The following is a 22,249-nucleotide window of genomic DNA, read 5'->3' on the forward strand; positions in this document are numbered from 1 at the left end:
ATTGTCGGGTATGAGAATCAAAGCTATTTTTTCAGACAATTTAAGAAACGTTACGGAATGATACCGCACAAATACAGAAAAGAAAACATAAAAGATAAAAAACGATAGGATGTAAAATAAGGACAGTTTTTTTGAACTAATGAGGTTCTAAAAAGCTGTCCTTATTTTTGTTATATTGAGTACTATAATGGTCTCATAAATTAAGACACCCTAAACAATGCTTCTGCTGTATTCGATGACAAGCGTGAAGAAAATTTCAAGGAAAAGCTTTTCTATCCGACTAAAAATGGTTAATTCTAAGCGACTTTAGGTGGTCAATTTTCCCCGCCCCTAACAAAAGTATTATTTTGTGTATATTCTATCTTGTTTTGTTTATGGTGCATACACATACTAAATGGTAAAATTAAAGTGAATTTAGATATCATTTGTGACAAAGCGCACTTCAAGTTTATCAGGGCGTGAATAACTTTCTGTATATTCAACTAAATTACCATTTTCATCGTATCCTATGAATTCAATATAGTTGACGATAGAGGTGGCACTTGGAAGATGAAGGTGCTTTTGAAGTTTTTCGCCAGCTTCTACCATCATCATTGTCTCATTAAATTTTACAGGCAAATGATTTTTGGATTTCATATAATCATAAAGCGATATGTGCTCAAAATTGTAATTATCGATATCTGAAAAAAAGTGAAGAGGAACATAGGTAAACTCAATTGCAAGAGGTTCCTTGTTTCCAAGACGAATTCGATGAATACCGTATATTTCATCTTCTTCAGAAAGTCCAAGTTTATCTGCAAAGTATTTTCTGTTTTTGATTATACCTGTGCCTAAGCATTTATTGGAAATTTCAATACCAAAGTTACGAACTAAAGAGGTAAAGCTGGCATTTTTTGATTCATTTAGTACTCCTAAAGCAACTCGATTTTGTTCGGGCTTGCGGACAAAAGTTCCCTTTCCGTGAACGCGAATTAAGTAATGTTGGCTAATTAATTCGTCAAAGATGTCATGAATCAAATACCGACTTACACTATACATTGTTGCAAAATCCCGTTCGCTAGGAAGCAACTCCCCAGGAAGATATTCCTGTGTTTTAATTTTTGTAATGATACTAGATTTTATTTGTGCGGCTAATACATCATCATTGCTCATAAAACTACCTCCCTGATAAAACCAAAACGATCAATTAGCATATTATTTTCAAAAAAGACTGCAAGATGTCCTTGTTTATCATACATGAGCCCTTTGTATTTCATTAAAGGGCTACCAACAGGAATATTTAAAATTTGAGCAGTCTTTGTGTCTGCGTAAAGTAAGGTGACTTTTTGATTCGATTTTGCCAAGGTTATTTGACAATTGTTTGTAATCAAATCAATTGCAGGAGCAGAAGCAGCAATTTGTTGGGTGAGATCTGGATAGATATATTCAGGAATATAAGTTGTATTGATACAAATTAGTTGAGTACCATCTGAATAAAGCCAAACAATTTTGTATATTTTCGATTTTTCAGGAAGTAACATTTCGCTTGCAAGATAGTTATCTGCTTCTATTTTTTTGAAATCATATAATTCGTAAGTTAATTGTTCGCTATCTTCCTCTGAATGTAAGGAAAAATTACGAATGGATTGTAAAATGCGTTTAGGCGCTACGTAATAACCACTTCGTGGTTTTGAGATAATTGTTTTATCTTGAAGTAACAGATTCAAGGCTCCACGAACAGTTAAGCGTTGTACATGAAACAGCTCTGCCAGCTTTCGTTCCGAAGGCAGTTTGTCACCTGGAAGATAGTGTTCTTCCTTTAGCATGTATTTGATTTCTTTTGATAATGCAACATCTAAAGTTAATAAATTTTTTTTCATAAGAACTCCTAATATTATAATTTACTTGTAAATTATAATCAAATTATACGTTGTCAGTTCTTAAAAAGCAAATAGAAAGGAAAAAAGAAATGAATAAATAAAAAATAAATATAAAAACTGGTATAGTAAACTTGAAATGCGTTTCATACCAGAATAAAAGAAATATATGCATTGTGTATAAAAAAAAGCATTTATATTTATAAAAATACAACAATATTCAATATTCTTTGCGTGAAATATTGAAAAAAATAAAAAAAGTGGTATATTAAATTTAAAAATAGTCACCAATACAAAAGAAGGGAAAGGGAAAACACTATGTTGAAATTTAATGAACAGAAACAGATTGAAAGTGTGAATGGAGCGCTTGCTCTGAGAAATCAAATTAATGAATTGATTGATGGAATTTGTAAAGAAGGATACAAGAATATTTGTTGGCTCGGTATCGGTGGAACATATGCATCTTGCCTCCAGGCAGAGGTTCATATGAAAGAAAAATCAAAACTTTCATTTTTTGTTGAAAACGCAGCAGAGTATTTGACAACTGGAAATAAAAAAGTTGGAGAAGGAACTATTGTAATTATTTCGTCTGTTACAGGAACAACTTCTGAAATCGTAGATGGAGTAAAAAAAGCACAGAAGAGTGGAGCAAGGGTGATTGGTTTTATTGATGTTGCTACTGCAGAACTTGCAAAACTTGTAGACTATGTGATTACATATCCTGCCAATGAACAATTGAAATTTTATATGGTAGCAGATAGATTTATGTACAATGCAGGAGAATTTCCAGAATATGAGGATTTATACAAGGAGTTGGATCAGTATTTGGCAACTGCACTTGTGGAAGTTGAAAAGGAAGCAGATGCTTTCGGAGAAGAATTTGCAAATCGTCATAAGGATGACAAAATTCATTATTTTGTTGGGGCTGGGAACCAGTATGGTGCCACATATTCTTATGCAATGTGTTATTGGGAAGAACAGCATTGGATTCGTACAAAATCTATCCACAGTGCAGAATTTTTCCATGGAATGTTAGAAATAATTGACAAAGATACACCAGTTACAGTATTTATTGGGGAAGATTCTCAGAGATCATTGAGCGAGCGCGTTGCAAACTTCTTGCCACGCATTTGTGGAAAATACAATATTATTGATACCAAGAAATTTGAATTAAAAGGAATTAGTCCAGAGTACAGAGGATATATATCACATTTAGTGATGCATGCGGTAACACAGAGAATTGATGTACATATGGAAAAAGTCAATTGTCATCCTATGGAAATCAGAAGATATTACAGATGTCTGGACTATTAAGGTGGCAAAATGGACAGAAAGATAAGAGTAGCAGCAATAGGAGATAATTGTATTGATTATTATGATTCATTGAATGAATCTTATCCAGGGGGAAACCCAGTGAATGTTGCTGTATACATAAAACGATTAGGTGGAGAAAGTTCTTATACAGGTGCTGTTGGAACTGATTCATTCGGAAAAATCATGATAAGTGCAATTCAAAATAAAGGAGTCGATACTTCTCATGTTCAAGTGCTGGATGGAAAAACCGCAGTTACACATGTTGACATTGTAGATGGAGATAGAGTGTTTGGAAAATATGAAGAAGGTGTTTTGGCAGACTTTAAGCTAAGAGAACAAGACATTTCCTTTATAAAGAAACATGATTTAGCGGTTACAGGAATTTGGGGAATGATTGAAGATGAGCTTCCACTTATTTCGAAAGAAATTCCAGTTGCATTTGATTTTGCCAATAAATTTGCAAATCCAATTGTTGAGAAAGCGATTCCATATGTGACATATGCATTCTTCTCTTTTGACGAGGAATCACGCAATGAGTTTAGACAGAAATATCATAGCATGGGCTTAAAAGAAAAAGAAAATTGTACGGAACAATTAAAGGAATTCATGAAAGCAATGCAACAAAAAGGACCTAAAGTCATTATTGCAACATTGGGGAAAAATGGAAGCATTGGGTATGATGGAAATTCTTGGTATCGATTTGGAATCATAGAGTGTAAAGTTGTTGATACAATGGGTGCAGGCGACAGTTTTATTGCCGGATTTTTATATGGGATTTTGAATGGATTGAATGTTCAAGATTCGATGGAAGCAGGAGCTCAGAATAGTGCGGTAACAATAGGGTATCAAGGGGCATGGTAGAAGGAGAATATAACGAATGAGAAAAAAAATAGTGGCAATTTTATTGATAGCTACGATGGCAATGGGTATTGCAGCATGCGGAGGTTCAGGGGACAAAAAAGACGATAATACAATTACAGTATGGTGTTGGGACAAAACATTTAATATTTTTGCAATGGAAGAAGCTGCAAAAATTTATCAAGAAGATCATCAAGATGTGAAAATTGATATTGTCGAAGTTGGAGATGTAGATGTACAGTCTAGACTTACTACGGCTGGTACATCAGGAGATCTAAGCACATTGCCAGATATTTTTTTGCTGCAAGACCAGGCATTCCAAAAAAATGTATTATCTTATCCAGATGTATTTAAAGAAATTTCTGAAAAGAAAATTGATTTTTCAGAATTTGCTCCTGGTAAAACAGATTTTTCTGTTGTAGATGGAAAACACTATGGAGTGCCTTTTGACAACGGAGCAGCAATTGCTTGTTATCGTACAGATATTTTGCAAGAAGCTGGAATGACTTTAGAAGATTTTACAGATATTACCTGGGATGAGTGGGTTGAAAAAGGCAAAGTAGTACTGGAAAAAACAGGAAAACCATTATTGACAACGACAGCAGGCGAATGTGATTTGCTTACGATGATGTTACAGTCTGCAGGAGCATCTTTGTTTAATGAAGATGGAACAACGAATATTGCAAAAAATGACACTTTGAAGAAGGTAATTGATACATATTGTAAAATGAAAGATTCAGGTGTGTTACAGGAAGTAAATAACTGGGATGAATACACTGGCTCAATGTTGAACAGTGAAGTTGCAGGTGTGATTAATGGGTGTTGGATTATGGGAACAATTCAGACAGCTGAGGATCAGTCAGGAAAATGGGCTATTACAAATATTCCAAAACTTACAAATGTAAAGGGTGCCACAAACTATTCAAATATTGGAGGTTCTTCCTGGGCAATCTCAGGGAATTGTGGAAACGTAGAGTTAGCAGAAGATTTTCTTGCATCTACATTTGCTGGAAGTACAGAGTTATATAATAATATTCTCTCTTGTGGAGCAATTGCTACATGGACACCAGCAGGAGATTCTGATGCATATGCAGTACCGAATGAATTTTTCTCTGGTGATGCAGTGTTTGAAAAAATAGTTGACTATTCAACAAAAGTTCCTTCTATTATTACGGGACCATATTTCCATGAAGCAAGAGACGCAATCTCTGTTGCGACAACAAATATTACAAATGGTGCAGATTTAAAGAAAGAGCTTAAAAAAGCGGAAGATACTGTTAATTTTAATATGGGACAGTAAGAAAGGTTCCTATCATACAAGGGGATGGAATGTAGAACCATCTCCCTTATGGATAGAGAGGAGGAGTTTTTGTGTCTAACAAACCAAGAAAAATGACGTTGGAAAAAAAGCATAATTTAACAGGATGGGCTTTTTTGGCACCAGCAACATTTTTGATTGCGGTGTTTAGTTTTTGGCCAATGATTAAAGCGTTAGTTTTATCTTTTCAGACGGGGAAAGGTAGAAATATGCAGATGGCTGGATTTACAAATTACATCAGAATGTTTCAAGATGATGTATTTATTCAGTCAATAAAAAACACATTTTTTTATTTCATTCTTCAAGTGCCCATTATGCTTGTAGTAGCGATGGTGTTAGCTTGTATTCTAAATAAAAAAGACTTACGGTTTAAAGGATTTTTCCGAACAATGATTTTTTTGCCGTGTACAACTTCATTGGTTGCGTACTCAATTATTTTTCGGTCTTTGTTTGCAAATGATGGATTAGTAAATTATGTTCTAGTGAATTTGGGAATTTTGGATAAACCATATAATTTTTTGACACAACCATTTGCGGCAAAAATAGTTATCATATTGGCTCTTTTGTGGAGATGGACAGGATATAATATGGTATTTTTCCTTTCTGGATTGCAAAACATTGAATATTCAGTATACGAAGCTGCAAAAATTGATGGAGCATCAGCAATACAGACATTTTTTAAGATTACTGTTCCATTATTAAAACCAACTATCTTGTTGACAGCAATAATGTCAACAAATGGAACATTACAGTTATTTGATGAATCAATTAACTTGACCGATGGAGGTCCTGCGAATGCTTCGATCTCTATGTCACATTACATATATAATTTATGTTTTAAGTATGTGCCGAATTTTGGATATGCAGCAGCGATGTCCTTCTTTATATTACTGTTGGTTGCAGTATTAGCATTTATACAAATGAGGGTGGGTGATAAACGTGATTAAAAAAATGAAAAATATAGGAATGTATGCATTCTTGATTTTGGTTACTTTTATTTCAGTATTTCCTTTGTACTGGATGGTAAGTGCATCCACAAACAAAAGTGTGGATGTATCAAAAGGTGTATTATCGTTTGGCTCTCATTTGGGAGAAAACTTGAAAAATCTGCTGGCAAATCAAGATGTATGGGCTGCATTGGTCAATTCATTTAAATATGCAATATTACTTACAATAGTTTCGATGGTGATATGTTCCTTGGCAGGATATGGATTTGAAATTTATCATGATAAAGCAAAAGATGCCGTGATGGGTGTGATTCTTCTTGCGATGATGGTTCCATTTATTACGATATTGGTCCCATTGTTTCAGATGGTTGCAAAAATGAAAATGTTAAATAGTACGTTGGGATTCATTTTACCAACGATATCAACCCCATTTTTAATCATGATGTTTCGGCAGAGTGCAAGATCATTTCCTCGTGATATTATTGAAGCTGCCAGATTAGATGGACTTTCGGAAATTAGAATCTTCTTTCAGATGTTTATTCCTACAATGAAATCAACATATGCAGCGGCTATGACTATTACATTTATGAATGCTTGGAATAGTTATATGTGGCCGAAAGTAATCATGACACAATCCGAGAGCATGACAATGCCAATGGTTGTAGCAAATCTGACAGAGGGATATGTAACAGACTATGGAATGCTTATGTTGGCAGTCTTAATATGTACATTGCCTACCGCCTTAGTATTCTTTATTTTACAGAAGAGTTTTGCAGAAGGTATTACTGGAGCTGTAAAATAATAAATGATATCTATAAAGAAAGGGATTAGAAATGGAATATAAAAAAATAAATATGCCAGGTCTTCTGCATGGTGGAGATTATAATCCTGAACAATGGTTAGATAGACCGGATATTCTTGAAGAGGATATCCGGTTAATGAAATTAGCGCATGTAAATAATGTTTCACTAGGAATATTTTCGTGGGCATTTTTAGAGCCAGAAGAAGGAAAATATCAGTTTGACTATTTAGAAGAAATTATTAACCGTTTATATGACAATGGCATCTATACAAATCTAGCTACACCAACAGGTGCAATGCCAAATTGGATGACTCAAAAATATCCTGAAGTAATGCAGACAGATGAAAACGGGATACAGAATTTACCAGGAAAAAGGCATAATTTTTGTTACACGTCTGCTGTTATGAGAGAAAAAACTAGAAAGTTGGATTTGAAATTATCAGAACGCTTTGGAAAACATCCAGGAGTAATTCTTTGGCATATATCAAACGAATACGGAGGAAATTTTAGGGATGCTTCTTGTCATTGCGAAGAATGTCAAAAAGCATTTCGGAAATGGTTGAAAAAAAAATACAAAACATTGGATGCATTGAATCATGCATGGTGGAGTGCGTTTTGGAGTCATACTTATACCGATTGGGAACAGATTCATTCACCTTCTCCGAGGGGAGAGGATGAATTACACGGTTTGAAATTGGACTGGAAAAGATTTGTGAGCGAACAGTTACAGGACTTTTGTAGAGAAGAGATTCGAGCTGTTAAAACATATTCGGATCTTCCAGTTACAACAAACATGATGATGTATTTTTCACCATTGGATTATGATAAATGGGCAAAGGAGTTGGATGTGATTTCTTGGGACTCTTATCCGAGTTGGCATACAAAAGAAGATGAAGTACCGATTGCTGTGTGGGCAGCCTTTATGCATAACCAGATGAGAGGATTTCAGAAGAAGCCATTTTTGATGATGGAATCAACACCATCACTTGTGAATTGGGATGAGGAAAATAATGTAAAAAGACCGGGGATGAATTACTTATCTTCAATGCAGGCAATTGCGTTAGGTTCGAATAGTGTTCTTTATTTTCAATGGAGAAAAAGCAGAGGATCGAGTGAAAAGTTTCATGGAGCGGTTGTTGGTCATGATGCGTCAGAAAAGAATAGAGTTTTTCAAGAAGTTGCTTGGATTGGCAAAGATCTAGAAAAGCTAAGCAGTCAAATACTAAGTACATGTAATAGGGCGAAGGTAGCTATTATTATGGATTGGGAAAATTGGTGGGCTCTTTCTGACGCACAAGCAATATCGAGAAAATTTGATTATACGGAAGAACTTTTAAAATATTATCGGGTTTTTTGGGAAAAAGGAATTGAAGTTGATATAATTTCCATGGATCGAGAGTTGTTAGATTATCAGCTTGTGGTTGCTCCGACCTTGTACTTGCATAAAAAAGAGTATATTCATAAAGTAGAAGCATACGTGGAAGCAGGTGGAATATATGTAACAACTTATTGGAGTGGAGTAGTAAATGAAACAGATTTATGTTTTATTGGAGAGAGACCACATGAGAGATTGCTAGGATTATCAGTTGATGAGATTGATGTGGGGAATGAATATTTTCCAAATACTTTCTCCTATAAAGACGGTGTATATAAAGCCGGTGTGTTAAGAGAAGTTGTGACACTTCAAACTGCAAAGCCGTTGGGAACATACTTGCAAGATTACAATGTAAATACTCCAGCAATTACAGAAAATGCGTATGGCAAAGGAAAAGCTTACTATGTTGCTGTTCAACCAGATCTGGAATTTTTGAAAGAATTTTTGGGCGATGTAATTGAGGAAGCAAATGTGGAAGCAAATTTGACGGAAACATTACCTTATGGAGTTACTGTTTCAAAAAGAAGTGGAAAAGAACAGAAAGATGATGTATATTTTCTTCAGAATTTTAACAGACATCCTGTGAAGATGGTTTTGAATGAATGTTATACAAATTTGATTACTGATGAAATCCTTACAGGTTCAATAAAACTGCAAACATATCAATGTATTGTGATGCAAAAGAAATAAGATTCCGTAATAGGGAGGAATTCACATTGAAATCAAAGGCAAAGACATTTTTAATTGATATTTTACTTGATATTGTAGGTGGTTGTTTCATTGCGATTGGAGTCTATAATTTTGCAGTGGCATCTGGATTTCCGGTAGCAGGTATATCAGGTATTGCAATCGTGTTTTATTATTTTTGGAAAATTCCAATTGGTACAATGACGACAATTTTGAATATTCCAATTATTTTAATTTGTTACAAGTTGTTGGGAAAACAATTTTTTTTAAGATCAATAAAGACAATGTTAATTTCTAATATACTGATGGACTGGGTTGTTCCATTGTTTCCAATTTACCAAGGTGATATGATGTTATCTTGTATTTGTATGAGTGTATTCTCAGGAATCGGATATGCATTAATTTACATGAGAGATACCTCTACAGGTGGAGCAGATTTTGTTTTGATGGCAATACACAAGGCAAAGCCACATATTTCTGTAGGAAAAATTATCATTGTTATGGATTTTATTATTGTAATTATTGGTGGAATTCTGATGCATGGAAACATTGATAAGATTATTTATGGATTAATTGGAACGTATATTCTATCATTTGTCGTAGATAAGCTAATGTATGGCGTTGATGCTGGAAAACTTGCTTTGATTGTAACAGAAAAGGGACCACAAATTGCGGCAAAAATTGATGAGCTATCACAACGAGGGGCAACTTTGATTAAGGCAGAAGGAAGTTATACAGGACGTGAAAAAGAAGTATTAATGTGTGCATGTAACAATAAAGAAATGTATACGATTCAAGAAGCTGTAAAGAAAGTAGATTCATCAGCGTTTCTTGTTACAATGGAATCGAATGAAGTGCGTGGAAAAGGATTCAAGCCAATATAATATAAAAATTAAGAAGCTCCAGCATGGATCGGTATAAGATTGGATCCGGAACATTATCTTTGATTATGGAACGTTATCACGCGGGAGAAATTCCGATTGAAGAACTCCAGATGATGCCACCAAAAGAGGTGGAATTACTTTTTTATCCTCAGAAAAATATTAAAAAGAAGGATATTCCACTTCCAGATTTCCAGTACTACTATGATAGGATTCATGCAAATTAAAATCAATTAAGAAAAATAGGCGGATATGAGCAGCAGGACAATGAAAAAAGTTTTTGTCCTACTGCTTTTTTGGTTAATAAAATTTCAGATCTGTGAAATAATGTGAGTAAAAAAAAACTAGGAGGACACATTATGAGCGGAATGAAATTTGAAAAAGAAATCTTTATGAAGTATTTGATCGAGCGGGAAGCATCGGAGGCAACAAAGAAGAAATATATGACAGATGTAACGACTTTTTATTCCTATGCAGCAGAAGCGGAAGAAATAGATAAGGAACTTCTGCTTGCTTACCGGGAGTGGCTGGTGCAGCATTATGCAGTAAGCAGTGTAAATTCGATGCTTGTGGCACTGAATCAGTATTTACTTGCCGTTGGGCTTGGAAAATGGAAGCTCCGCAGAGTCCGTGTACAGGGCTGTAATTCAAAGATGATGGAAAGAGAACTGCAGAAATCCGATTATATCAAACTGGTGCGGAAAGCAAAAGAGCAGGGAAAGGAACAGCTTGTAATGATTATGGAGACGCTTGCAGGGACAGGAATCCGGATCAGTGAGCTAAGATATTTTTCAGTTGATAGTGTTCAAAGAGGGATCGTGAAGGTGTGGAATAAAGGAAAATACAGACCGGTTATTTTAACGGATCAGTTGAGAAAAAGACTGTTGTATTATATAAGAAAAAACAGAATTCAAAAGGGAAATGTGTTTATAACGAGATCAGGTCATGAAAAAGACCGGTCGAATATATGGAGAGAATTAAAACAGCTTGCAGTAAGTGCGGGGGTGGAAACCGAAAAAGTATTTCCGCATAATTTCAGACATATGTTTGCAAGAATTTTTTACAGGGTTACAGGAAATCTGTTGCAGCTTGCGGATATTCTGGGACACAGCAGTATCGAGGTGACAAGGATTTATGCTTCGGATGGAATTATGGAATGGAAAAAGAGCATGGAAATGTTAGAAATGCTTGTAGAATGACGACATAATGTTAATTATGTTGTAGTTTTCGATATAGGTATTTTGACTCGAAAATATGAAAATAAAAAAGAAAAAATAAATGTTTTACATAATTAAAGTGAAAGGACTGTTTTGTATTTTTGTGACGTTTTTTAATGTTGACAGTCTTTGTAATACAGACTAGAATATAGTTGGACTGAGTTTGGACGATTTATATTACAACATAATTAACATTATGTAGAAAAGAGGGAACATATGGAAAGAGATATATTTGATGATATGATAAAGAGAGTGGAATGTTCATATGTATCCGATCTGAGATACAACAAAAAAATAGTAGAATCCAAGCTGAAAACGATGGATTTAAGTTTATATAATGAGAAGCAGCTGGAAGAATTTGCACAATATGTATTTAACTGTGGATGGAGTGAAATTGGCGGTAAGCTTGATAAATAAAAGATAAAATAATGAAAATGGATGCGGGATATGATAAAATGAATATCATATTCCGTATTTTTTGTGTATACGATGAGCCAAGTGCAGATTTGTGCTTGCACAAGGATCTGCATTTGTCGAATGTACATCACCTGGCTGTTAAGCGAGATGGTGTACAAAGTATACAAATCGAGCAGGAGTCAGCCTGCTCGATTATTTACAGAGAGGAGACAGCAGGAATGTCACACATCATTTTCCATATAGATGTCAATTCAGCCTACCTTAGTTGGACGGCAGTAGAACAACTGAAAAATGGTGCCGATGTGGACATCCGCACGATCCCCGCGATCATCGGCGGTGACAGAGAATCACGCCATGGGATCGTATTGGCGAAATCTCCTTCGGCAAAGAAATTCGGCATCCGGACGGGAGAGCCGGTGGTAAATGCGTTCCGCAAGTGTCCGAATCTTCACATGGATCCGCCAAATCACAGGATGTACAGGGAGTATAGCCGGAGACTGATGGATTTCCTGAAAACCTATACACCGGAAATCGAGCAGGTCAGTGTGGACGAGTGCTATATGGATTTTACCGGAATCGCACAGCGCTTTTCTTCGCCGGTGGAGGCTGCGTATGAAATCAAAGCCCGGGTTTATGAAAAGTTTGGGTTTACCGTGAATGTGGGAATTTCGACAAACAAGCTTCTGGCAAAAATGGCATCAGACTTTGAAAAGCCAAACCGTGTCCACACTCTTTTCCCGGAAGAGGTCAAGGAAAAAATGTGGCCGCTCCCGGTGAGTGAGCTTTTTATGGCAGGGAAGTCCAGTGTGGCGATTCTGGAAAAGCTGGAAATCCGGACAATTGGTGAGCTTGCGCAGACAGATCCGAAGCTTCTGGAATTCCATTTGAAAAGTCATGGGAGAACGCTGTGGGAATTTGCGAATGGAATCGGTGATGCAAAGGTGCAATCCGAGGAAACCGCTGCAAAGGGTGTCGGTAATTCCACCACACTTCCAAAAGATGTGGAAAAGGCAGAGGATGCAAAAAAGGTTCTATTTTCTCTGGCAGAAAGTGTGGGAAAGAGACTAAGGAAAGCAGGGCAGAAAGCCAATATGGTTAGTGTGGAAATACGCTACAGTGATTTTCAGAATGTATCTCACCAGAAGCAGCTTGGCAGAGCATCTGGTGCAGATCAGGTGATCTATGAGGCGGCCTGCAGTCTGTTCGATGAGCTGTGGAACGGTGAGCCGATCAGATTGCTTGGTGTTCGCACAGCGAAGCTTGTGGATGAAGATGAACCGGAGCAGTTAAGCTTGTTTGACCTGCAATTCGAGGTGAAATCTGAGAAGCCGAAGAAGAGCATGGAAAAGCTGAAAAAGCTCAGTGCGGCAATGGGAGAGATCCGCGGAAAGTATGGGGCGGATGCGGTGATACGGGGCAGTGTTCTGGAGCAGAGAGAAAAAGAGAAGAAATATGAAAAGAAACAGTTCTGAAAATTTCCCGGGAAACTTTCAGAGCTGTTTCCATGCCTTGACACCTAAAGAATCCCTGGAGTATAATGAGATGATATGTAGAAATATAAGGGGATAGAAAGGAGCTTCTTTAAACAATGGAATTTAAAGACAGAGAATTTATTCCGGTACTGCTTGGTGGAGATATCAATACTTACAGTGTTGCCCGCGCATTTTATGAGCAGTATCAGGTGAAGACATATATATTTGGAAAGTTTGCAACAGGACCGAGTTACGGAAGTAAGATCATCGAATATCATCCGAATCCGAAGATTGATACGGACGATTATTTTCTTCAGACAGTCAATGGATTTGCAAAAAAGCATAAAGACAAAAAGATTATGCTCATCGGATGTGGTGACAGTTATGTGGCGCTGATCAGTAAGCATAAGGCAGAGCTTGAGAAAAATATTATCGCACCATATATCGATTTTGATCTGATGAACAGTCTGCAGCAGAAAGAGACTTTCTACAAGTTGTGCGAAAAGCATGGGGTAGATTATCCGGGAACGATTATTTACGATCAGTCCATGGGACTGGATTTTGAGATGAATTTCCCGTACCCGGTAATTTTAAAGCCGTCTGACAGTATTTCTTACTGGGAGCATCCGTTTGCAACCCAGAATAAGATCTACACGATCAAGGACAGAAAAGAACTGGAAAAAGTAATTCGGGATATCTATGGGGCAGGTTATACAGATAAACTGATTATCCAGGATATGATTCCGGGAAATGATGAATATATGCGTGTTCTGACTTCTTATTCTGACCGGAATGGAAAAGTTAAAATGATGTGTCTGGGACATGTACTCCTGGAAGAACACACACCACACGGACTTGGAAATCATGCAGTTATCATCACAGAGCCAAACGAAGAGCTGATGATGAAGGTGAAGAATCTGCTGGAAGATTTGCACTATGTAGGATTCTCCAACTTTGATATCAAGTATGACAGGCGTGATGGAAAATACCGTTTCTTCGAGATCAACACCCGCCAGGGACGAAGTAATTATTATGTGACAGGATCTGGATTCAATGTTGCAAAATATGTAGTAGAAGAATATGTTTACGGAAAAGAACTGCCGCTTGAACTTGCAAAAGAAGAACATCTCTGGATGACAGTACCGAAGGCAGTTGCTTTCAAATATATCAAAGAAGAAGCAAACCGTGAGAAGATGAGACGCCTTCTTAAGGAAAAGAAGATGGTCAATCCGGTATTTAAGAGAGGTGATTTTAAACCAAGACGTTATCTTGCTATGGTGAAGAATCATCTCAGACAGTTTGGTAACTTTAAGAAATATTACAGCTAAGAGAAGCTGAAACAGGGAGAATGATATGCTGAAAAAATTAGGTGTTATCGGCGGAATGGGACCGGAGGCGACAAGTTTTTATTATGCAAGAGTGATCGCGAGGACAAAGGCGGAGAGTGATCAGGAGCATATCAACATGATCATTTTAAGTCATGCGACAATGCCGGACAGGACACAGGCAATCCTTACAGGAAATAAGCTTCCGTTTCTGAAAGCGATCACACAGGACGCAAGAGATCTGGAGATGCTGGGAGTGGAAAATATTGCGATTCCGTGCAATACCTCGCACTATTTCCTGGAAGATATCCAGAAATCTACAAGTGTTCCGATCATCAATATGGTAGAGGAGAGTGTCAGATATGTAGTAGAGGCTCATCCAAAAGTGAAGAAGATCGGGATCATGGGAACAGATGGAACGATGCAGGCAAAGACTTACCACCGAGCCTGCGAAAAATTTGGAATCACACCGGTAGTTCCGGGAGAAGCCTGCCAGAAAGATGTGATGTCGCTGATCTATGATGATATTAAAAAAGGAAAGCCGGGAGACAAGAACAAATTTGACCGTGCTTATAATGATCTGAAGGCAAAAGGTTGTGATGCAGTAATTCTTGCATGCACAGAGATTTCGGTATTCAAAGAATATTATCAGGTACCGGCAGACTGCATGGATGCAATGGATGTTCTGGTAAGAGAATCCATCATCAGATCCGGCGCAGAGTACCGGGAATGATACCGGAAAGAATATAAGGGAGATAAATACCAGATGGAAAAATACACATTACAGGAGTACGCAAATCTGTTACAGAACCTGCGTATGATGAAAGAATTTTATTCAAATGGGGAAGAAGAAAAAAACGTAGGATATCTGACCTATGATTCCAGAGAGGTGACGGAAGGGACATTGTTTATTTGCAAAGGTGCGGCATTTAAGGCTGAGTATCTGGATGCAGCGATCGAAAAAGGTGCGATTGCTTATGTCAGCGAAGTAAAATATGAAACGAAAGAAGATGTTCCATATTTTCTGGTAGACGATATCCGTAAGGCGATGCCTCCACTTGCAGAGAAGTTCAATAATGCACCGTGGAAGAAACTGACGATCACCGGAATCGGCGGAACAAAAGGAAAATCCACTTCCGCTTACTATATGAAAGCAATCGTGGATGATTATATGGAAGCAACCGGTGGAAAGGAAAGTGCAGTCCTTTCTTCAATCGATATTTATGACGGAGTGATCAAGAAAGAATCCCATATTACTACGCCGGAGTCGGTAGAATTGCAGGAGCATCTGCGCCATGCCGTAGAAAGTGGTATTACATTTGCCGAGATGGAAGTATCTTCACAGGCGTTAAAATACAATCGTGTCGATAACATGCAGTTTGATGTGGGAATTTTTTTGAATATTTCAGAGGACCATATCAGTCCGATCGAGCATCCGGATTTTGAAGACTATTTTTCGTCTAAACTGAAAATTTTCGGAAAATCACGTTACGGAGTTGTGAACATGGATGCAGATTTTGCAGACCGTATTCTGAAAGAGTCAAAGGTCTGTGAGAAGGTGTTGACGTTCAGTACAAAGAATCCGGAAGCGGATGTTTATGGTTATGAGATCCAGAAAGACGGACATGAAACGGTATTTATGGTAAAGACAGAGCTGTTTGATGAAGAATTCCGTCTGACGATGCCGGGACTTTTCAATGTGGAAAATGCACTGGCTGTCATTGCGGCATCCATTCTTCTTGAAATCCCGAAGGAGTATATGCACAGCGGTCTTTTGAGGGCAAGATCCAGCGGACGTATGGAGCTTTATGGAAGTGCAGATAAGAATCTGATCGCTGTTGTGGATTATGCACACAACAAGCTTAGTTTTGAAAAGCTGTTCTCTTCAATTAAAGATGAATATCCGGATTATAATATCGTATCGATCTTCGGATGCCCAGGAAAGAAAGCATTTATCCGGAGAAGAGACCTTGGAACGGTAGCTGGTCAGTATGCGAAAAAGGTTTATCTGACAGCGGAAGATCCGGGATATGAGCCGGTAGAGCAGATTTCCAAAGAAATCGCACAGTATGTGGAAGCACAAAACTGTCCGTATGCCATGATCGAGGATCGGGGAGAGGCAATCAAAGCAGCGATGGATGAAGCAGAGGGAAAGACTATTTTCCTGATTACCGGAAAAGGAAATGAGACAAGACAGAAATATGGCTGTGAGTATCTGGACTGCAAATCAGATACACAGTATGTTAAAGAATATCTTGCCGAGTATGATAAAAAGCATCAATAGAAACTGAGAGATGGGTGGGTGTTCCTGCAAACGCACAGGATGCGTGAAAACGAAAGCAGGAAATCCACCCATTTTATATATTTTCATATCCGGTGTGACGTTTGAGGGGAAACAGCATATTCTGAAAACAAAGAGTCCAAAAAGAGGAGCCTTATGAAGCTTTCGGTTCTGTTTAAAAGGATTCAGCATGCGGTGATCCAAATGCCGGAATTAGAAGAAGAGATGGAAATCCGGGGGATTACCTGTAATTCCCAAAAGGCAGAAGAAGACAGTCTGTTTGTCTGCATTCAGGGAAGCCGGGCAGATGGACATGATTATATAGAAGAAGCCTGCAACCTTGGGGCATCCTGCATTCTGATAGAAAAACTGGTATCTGGGGGAAGGATGCTGAAGTTTCCGGAAAATGTTGCCGTCGTTCTGGTAAAAGATACACGGGAAGCTCTTGCCGGGATCAGCAGGATCTGGTTTGGAAGTCCTGCTGATAAGTTGAAAGTGATTGGCGTGACCGGCACAAAGGGGAAAAGTACGGTGGCAGTGATGATCCGGGAGATGCTGGAAAGTCTTGGCCAAAAATGCGGACTGATCGGTACGATCGCCCACCATCTTGGAAATGAAGTGGTAACTTCGCAAAATACGACCCCGGATGCCTTTACCATTCAGTCGTATTTTGCTAAAATGGTAGAAGCAGGTTGCCACTATGCGGTGATGGAGGTATCTTCACAAGGAATAAAGCAGCATCGGATCGATGGAATTTGGTTTGAAATTGCGGTATTCACTAATTTCGGGGAGGATCACATCGGACCAGGCGAGCATGCAAGTCTTGGGGAATACCGATATTACAAATCATGTCTTTTTGAACAGTGCAGGATTGGAATAGGGAATCTGGATGATGCACAGTGCAGCTATATGTTCCAGAGAAAATGTTGCACGAAATACGGATTTACCTGTCGGGAAGAAGAAGGGCAGGAAAGAGGATTTAGAAACAGTCATGTACTGACGGCAGAAAAAATCAGTTTTCTGATGGAAGGCGGAGAACTTAAAACGGTATTTTATGCAGATGATAGAAAATATGAGCTTGCCCTTCCTGGAAAATTTAATGTGTACAATGCACTGGCTGCTTTACAGACGGTGAGCTGTCTTGGATTTGAAAGAGAAGAAGCAGGAGACGTGTTAAAGCATCTGGTGGTAAGAGGCAGGATGGAACGGGTAGATGCAGGAGAAAATATCCTGTGTTACATTGATTACGCGCATAATGCCATGAGTCTTGCAAAAGTGCTTAAAATGCTGAGAATTTACGAACCAGAACGTATTTTACTGGTGTTTGGATGTGGAGGCAACCGTGCCGGAAGCAGAAGAAGCGGGATGGGAAGAGTGGCAGGAGAGCTTGCGAATCTGACGATCATCACTTCAGATAATCCGAGATGGGAAGAGCCGGCGAAGATTATGGCAGACGTTGAAGAAGGCATCAAAGAAACTTCCGGTGCCTATCGGATGATCCAGGATCGGGAAGAGGCAGTACTCTTTGCGGTGGAAATGGCAAGACAAGGGGATATCCTTCTGATTGCGGGAAAGGGACATGAAAATTACCAGGAGATCCAGGGAGTCAGGTATCCGATGGATGACCGGGAACTGGTGCGAAAAGCCGTCAGGCTGGTTGCACAAAAGAGACAGAAAAAGGAACAGACAGAATGTACGCAGACATTATTATAGATATTACACATGAAAAACTGGATAAAGTATTTCAGTACCGTGTACCGGAAGAACTGGAAGGAGATTTACGAACCGGTGCAGGCGTCATTGTGCCGTTTGGACGGGGGAACCGGGAAACGAAGGGGTATATTGTCGGTTTTTCGGAAACATGTGATTATGATGCGGAAAAAATAAAGGATATTCTGCGCACAGATACATCAAGTGTAGCGATTGAGGCAAGGCTGGTTGCACTTGCAGCGTGGATGAAAGAATATTATGGAGGTACGATGATCCAGGCATTGAAAACGGTGCTTCCGATCAAGCGTACCGAGCAGCAGAAGGAACAGCGGATTTTAAAAAGATGTATTTCCAGAGAAGCAGGCGAAAAGAAGCTGGAAGAATATCTACACAAGAACCAGAAAGCGCGGGCAAGACTGATGGCAGCACTTTTGGATGATGAAGAGGTAGAATATTCTCTGATCAGCCAGAAGCTGAATATCACGCTGACGGTGGTGAGAGCGCTTGAAGAGCAGGGGGTTCTGGAAATCAAAAATCATAAGATTTACCGTAATCCTGTGAAAGAAAAAGAGCAGCAGCGGCATTTTATTACCTACACGGAGGAGCAGGAAAGAGCAATCCGGACGTTTGAAAACGATTATAAAAAAGGGATCCGAAAGACCTATCTTTTATACGGTGTGACCGGAAGCGGCAAGACAGAGGTCTATATGGAAATGATCCGGCAGGTGGTAAAGGAAAAGCGCCAGGCAATCGTGCTGATCCCGGAGATCGCATTGACTTACCAGACGGTGATGCGCTTTTACAGGACATTTGGGGAACGCGTTTCCATCATGAATTCCAGACTTTCAGCGGGAGAGCGGTATGACCAGATGATGCGGGCGAAAAAAGGAGAGATTGATGTGATGATCGGTCCAAGATCTGCACTTTTTACCCCGTTTCCGAGTCTTGGGCTGATCGTGATCGATGAGGAACATGAGGCAGCTTATAAAAGTGAACAGGTTCCCCGGTATCATGCGCGGGAGACGGCAATCGAACGCGCAAGCCTGGAAGGGGCAAGTGTGGTACTGGGATCGGCAACCCCTTCCATGGAAGCATTTTACCGGTGCGAGCTGGGAGAGTATACGTTGCTGGAATTAAAGAGGCGGACTGCAAAAGCAGAACTCCCGGAGGTCTACACGGTGGATATGCGTGAAGAACTGCAAAAAGGGAACCGTTCTATTTTAAGTGACAGGCTCCATGAGCTGATGGAAGACCGTCTGAAAAAGAAAGAACAGATCATTTTGTTTCTGAATCGAAGAGGGTATGCCGGATTCCTTTCTTGCAGGTCCTGCGGATATGTAGTAAAATGTCCTCATTGTGATGTTTCACTGGCAGCGCACAATAATGGGAAAATGGTGTGCCACTACTGTGGCTACGAAGAAACGGTTGCAAAAAAATGCCCGTCCTGCGGCTCCCCTCATATCGGAGGTTTCCGCGCAGGAACACAGCAGATTGAAGAACTGGTAAAAAAGGAATTTCCGCAGGCAAGGGTACTTCGGATGGATCTGGATACTACAAGATCCAAAGAAGGACATGAAAAGATTCTATCTGCATTTGCAAATGAAGAGGCAGATATTCTTGTCGGAACGCAGATGATCGTAAAAGGACATGATTTTCCAAATGTGACCCTGGTTGGCGTGCTTGCTGCGGATATGTCCTTATACTCGGATGATTTCCGGTCAGCAGAGAGGACATTCGAGCTTCTGACGCAGGCTGCGGGAAGGGCCGGAAGAGGGGCAAAAAAAGGAGAGGTCGTGATTCAGACCTACAGCCCGGAGCATTATAGTATCCAGACGGCAGCACGTCAGGATTATCAGGCATTTTATACAGAAGAGATGAATTACAGGGAACTGATGGGGTATCCGCCGGCAGAGCATCTGATGGCGGTACTGGTAGCCTGTGAGGATGAAGCACTTCTGGAAAAAGGAATGCACTATCTCAAATTATATGCAATGCGGATCACGAAGAACCGCAAGGTACAGGTGATCGGTCCGGCAGCTCCGGCAGTCGGAAAGGTCAAGGATGTGTACCGGAAAGTGTTGTATCTGAAGCAGGAATCCTATGAGATCCTGATAGAAATGAAAGATAAAATGGAACAATATATTGAATTGAACCGGGGATTTGCAAAGATGCGGATTCAGTTTGATTTTGATCCGATGAGTGGATTTTAAAAGAAAAGGCAGGAGGAAGAACAAATGGCAATTAGAAAAATCAGAGAAATAGGCGATGAAGTACTGACAAAGGTGTGTAAGGAAGTAACAAAGATGACACCAAGAACAACAGAACTGATCGATGATATGTTAGAGACCATGTACGAGGCAATGGGGGTAGGTCTTGCTGCACCACAGGTTGGAATTCTCAAAAGAATCGTTGTCATCGATATCGGAGAAGGTCCGGTTGTTATGATCAACCCACGCATCGTAGAGAGCAGCGGAGAACAGACCGGGGAAGAAGGATGCCTTAGTGTACCAGGTAAATCCGGTATTGTTACCCGTCCGAATTATGTAAAAGCAGTAGCACTTGATGAAGATATGAAAGAATACGAGATTGAAGGCGAAGGACTGATGGCAAGAGCAATCTGTCACGAACTGGAGCATCTGGACGGTCATCTTTATGTAGAAAAAGTAGAAGGCGAACTTCACAGCACAGAATACGAAGAAGCCTAGGCTGGAAGCGGGAGGAAGATAAGATGAAGATAATATTTATGGGAACTCCTGATTTCTCAGTCGGAACACTGGAAGCACTGGTAGAAGCAGGACATGAAGTAGTGCTCGCTGTCACACAGCCGGACAAGCCAAAGGGCAGAGGCAAAGAAATGCAGTTCACTCCGGTAAAAGAATGTGCACTTGCACATAATATCCCGGTCTATCAGCCAAAGAAGATCCGGGAACCTGAATGTATCGAAGAACTGAAAAAATATCAGGCAGATGTCTGCGTAGTCGTGGCATTTGGACAGATCCTTCCAAAAGAGATTCTGGAAATGACACCGTACGGATGTATCAATGTCCATGCATCCCTTCTGCCGAAATACCGCGGTGCTGCACCGATCCAATGGGCGGTCATCAATGGAGAAAAAGTATCCGGTGTCACAACGATGCAGATGGATGAAGGACTTGACACGGGTGATATGCTGGAGAAAGTAGAAATCACATTAGATAAAAAAGAAACAGGAGGAAGCCTTTTCGATAAACTTTCCGCAAAAGGAGCCACACTCTGCGTCCATACCCTTGCAGAACTGGAAAAAGGAACCATTACTCCACAAAAACAGGGCGAAAGCACCACCGAATACGCAAAAATGCTCAACAAAAAATCCGGTGAGATCGACTGGACGAAAACAGCAGTAGAAATCGAACGCCTGATCCGCGGCTTAAATCCATGGCCAAGTGCCTACACCCAGTGGGAAGGCAAAACGATGAAAATCTGGGAAGCAGAAGTAGAGGATGTTGTAGAAACCATAGATACTCATGAGCCCGGAACGATCACAGAAGTCACAAAACACGGCTTCAAAGTTCAGACCGGCGAAGGCAGACTAGCCATCAAGTCCCTCCAGATCCCAGGCAAAAAACGCATGGAAGCCGATGCCTTCCTACGCGGATACCACATAGAAACAGGAGAAAAATTAGGTTAGAATTATAACTCTAAAAATTTGAAGTTGCAAATTTAACAAATATTTTTTGACTAGACATATCCGGCACCAAAAAACGTGAACCCTTATTCAACAAGGAGGTCATTAACAGTTAAAGATAAATT

Annotated in this window: 20 protein-coding genes; 18 read left to right on the forward strand and 2 right to left on the reverse strand. The window is 39.4% G+C overall.

Translation table 11 applies throughout. The features are described 5' to 3' along the window. Window positions 1-414: 414 nt before the first annotated feature. Complete coding sequence (locus NQ556_RS03910) at window positions 415-1,152, reverse strand: GntR family transcriptional regulator (RefSeq protein ID WP_008370857.1); 738 nt, start codon at window positions 1,150-1,152, stop codon at window positions 415-417. Then, window positions 1,149-1,859: a GntR family transcriptional regulator gene (locus NQ556_RS03915; RefSeq protein WP_008370855.1), complete on the reverse strand. Its 711-nt coding sequence runs from the start codon at window positions 1,857-1,859 to the stop codon at window positions 1,149-1,151. Before NQ556_RS03915 ends, NQ556_RS03910 begins: the two co-directional genes overlap by 4 nt. A 315-nt stretch (window positions 1,860-2,174) precedes the next feature. Between NQ556_RS03915 and NQ556_RS03920 the strand changes: the two genes are divergently transcribed. The 18 genes from NQ556_RS03920 (at window position 2,175) to fmt (ending at window position 22,127) form a co-directional block, all read left to right on the forward strand. Continuing rightward, complete coding sequence (locus NQ556_RS03920; protein WP_004074321.1) at window positions 2,175-3,170, forward strand: SIS domain-containing protein; 996 nt, start codon at window positions 2,175-2,177, stop codon at window positions 3,168-3,170. A 9-nt stretch (window positions 3,171-3,179) separates the two neighbouring features. Beyond that, window positions 3,180-4,031 (forward strand): PfkB family carbohydrate kinase, encoded by an 852-nt coding sequence (locus tag NQ556_RS03925; protein ID WP_008370846.1) that lies wholly within the window; start codon window positions 3,180-3,182, stop codon window positions 4,029-4,031. A gap of 16 nt (window positions 4,032-4,047) precedes the next feature. Then, window positions 4,048-5,328: an ABC transporter substrate-binding protein gene (locus NQ556_RS03930; RefSeq protein WP_055158240.1), complete on the forward strand. Its 1,281-nt coding sequence runs from the start codon at window positions 4,048-4,050 to the stop codon at window positions 5,326-5,328. A 71-nt stretch (window positions 5,329-5,399) separates the two neighbouring features. Then, window positions 5,400-6,293, forward strand: coding sequence for a carbohydrate ABC transporter permease (locus tag NQ556_RS03935; RefSeq protein WP_055158242.1), 894 nt, complete (start codon window positions 5,400-5,402; stop codon window positions 6,291-6,293). Then, on the forward strand, window positions 6,286-7,095 hold the full coding sequence (locus NQ556_RS03940) for a carbohydrate ABC transporter permease (RefSeq protein WP_008370839.1): 810 nt from the start codon (window positions 6,286-6,288) through the stop codon (window positions 7,093-7,095). Before NQ556_RS03935 ends, NQ556_RS03940 begins: the two co-directional genes overlap by 8 nt. Window positions 7,096-7,126: 31 nt before the next feature. Continuing rightward, window positions 7,127-9,160 carry a beta-galactosidase gene (locus NQ556_RS03945; RefSeq protein WP_055158243.1) on the forward strand — a complete coding sequence of 678 codons (2,034 nt, stop codon included), beginning with the start codon at window positions 7,127-7,129 and terminating at the stop codon, window positions 9,158-9,160. Beyond that, a complete protein-coding gene (locus tag NQ556_RS03950) occupies window positions 9,136-10,041 on the forward strand; it encodes a YitT family protein (RefSeq protein ID WP_008370832.1) in 906 nt (301 codons plus the stop codon). The genes NQ556_RS03945 and NQ556_RS03950 overlap by 25 nt, the downstream gene beginning before the upstream one ends. A 23-nt stretch (window positions 10,042-10,064) precedes the next feature. Next, window positions 10,065-10,265 carry a hypothetical protein gene (locus NQ556_RS03955; protein WP_008370830.1) on the forward strand — a complete coding sequence of 67 codons (201 nt, stop codon included), beginning with the start codon at window positions 10,065-10,067 and terminating at the stop codon, window positions 10,263-10,265. Between the two features lie 132 nt (window positions 10,266-10,397). Beyond that, window positions 10,398-11,237 carry a tyrosine-type recombinase/integrase gene (locus NQ556_RS03960; RefSeq protein WP_022220095.1) on the forward strand — a complete coding sequence of 280 codons (840 nt, stop codon included), beginning with the start codon at window positions 10,398-10,400 and terminating at the stop codon, window positions 11,235-11,237. 234 nt (window positions 11,238-11,471) lie between these two features. Then, window positions 11,472-11,672, forward strand: coding sequence for a hypothetical protein (locus tag NQ556_RS03965; protein WP_008370826.1), 201 nt, complete (start codon window positions 11,472-11,474; stop codon window positions 11,670-11,672). Window positions 11,673-11,890: 218 nt separating this feature from the next. Continuing rightward, a complete protein-coding gene (locus tag NQ556_RS03970; protein ID WP_055158263.1) occupies window positions 11,891-13,144 on the forward strand; it encodes a Y-family DNA polymerase in 1,254 nt (417 codons plus the stop codon). Window positions 13,145-13,260: 116 nt separating this feature from the next. Then, entirely contained in the window at window positions 13,261-14,472 is a 1,212-nt protein-coding gene (locus NQ556_RS03975; protein WP_008370820.1) for a carboxylate--amine ligase, read from the forward strand. A 25-nt stretch (window positions 14,473-14,497) separates the two neighbouring features. Continuing rightward, the gene (gene cuyB, locus NQ556_RS03980; protein ID WP_008370818.1) at window positions 14,498-15,202 is read left to right on the forward strand and encodes a cysteate racemase; all 705 of its coding nucleotides are present in this window, start codon (window positions 14,498-14,500) and stop codon (window positions 15,200-15,202) included. Between the two features lie 33 nt (window positions 15,203-15,235). After that, complete coding sequence (locus NQ556_RS03985; RefSeq protein ID WP_008370817.1) at window positions 15,236-16,753, forward strand: Mur ligase family protein; 1,518 nt, start codon at window positions 15,236-15,238, stop codon at window positions 16,751-16,753. Between the two features lie 153 nt (window positions 16,754-16,906). Beyond that, on the forward strand, window positions 16,907-18,463 hold the full coding sequence (locus tag NQ556_RS03990; protein ID WP_008370815.1) for a UDP-N-acetylmuramoyl-L-alanyl-D-glutamate--2,6-diaminopimelate ligase: 1,557 nt from the start codon (window positions 16,907-16,909) through the stop codon (window positions 18,461-18,463). Continuing rightward, window positions 18,442-20,670 (forward strand): replication restart helicase PriA, encoded by a 2,229-nt coding sequence (priA, locus tag NQ556_RS03995; protein ID WP_008370814.1) that lies wholly within the window; start codon window positions 18,442-18,444, stop codon window positions 20,668-20,670. Before NQ556_RS03990 ends, priA begins: the two co-directional genes overlap by 22 nt. Window positions 20,671-20,694: 24 nt before the next feature. Next, the gene (def, locus tag NQ556_RS04000) at window positions 20,695-21,165 is read left to right on the forward strand and encodes a peptide deformylase (RefSeq protein WP_008370813.1); all 471 of its coding nucleotides are present in this window, start codon (window positions 20,695-20,697) and stop codon (window positions 21,163-21,165) included. A gap of 23 nt (window positions 21,166-21,188) precedes the next feature. Further along, window positions 21,189-22,127: a methionyl-tRNA formyltransferase gene (fmt, locus tag NQ556_RS04005; protein ID WP_022219952.1), complete on the forward strand. Its 939-nt coding sequence runs from the start codon at window positions 21,189-21,191 to the stop codon at window positions 22,125-22,127. Window positions 22,128-22,249: the final 122 nt, after the last annotated feature.

Origin of the sequence: Coprococcus comes ATCC 27758, assembly GCF_025149785.1 — a bacterium.
In the GTDB taxonomy this organism is placed as follows: Bacteria; Bacillota; Clostridia; order Lachnospirales; family Lachnospiraceae; genus Allocoprococcus; species Allocoprococcus comes.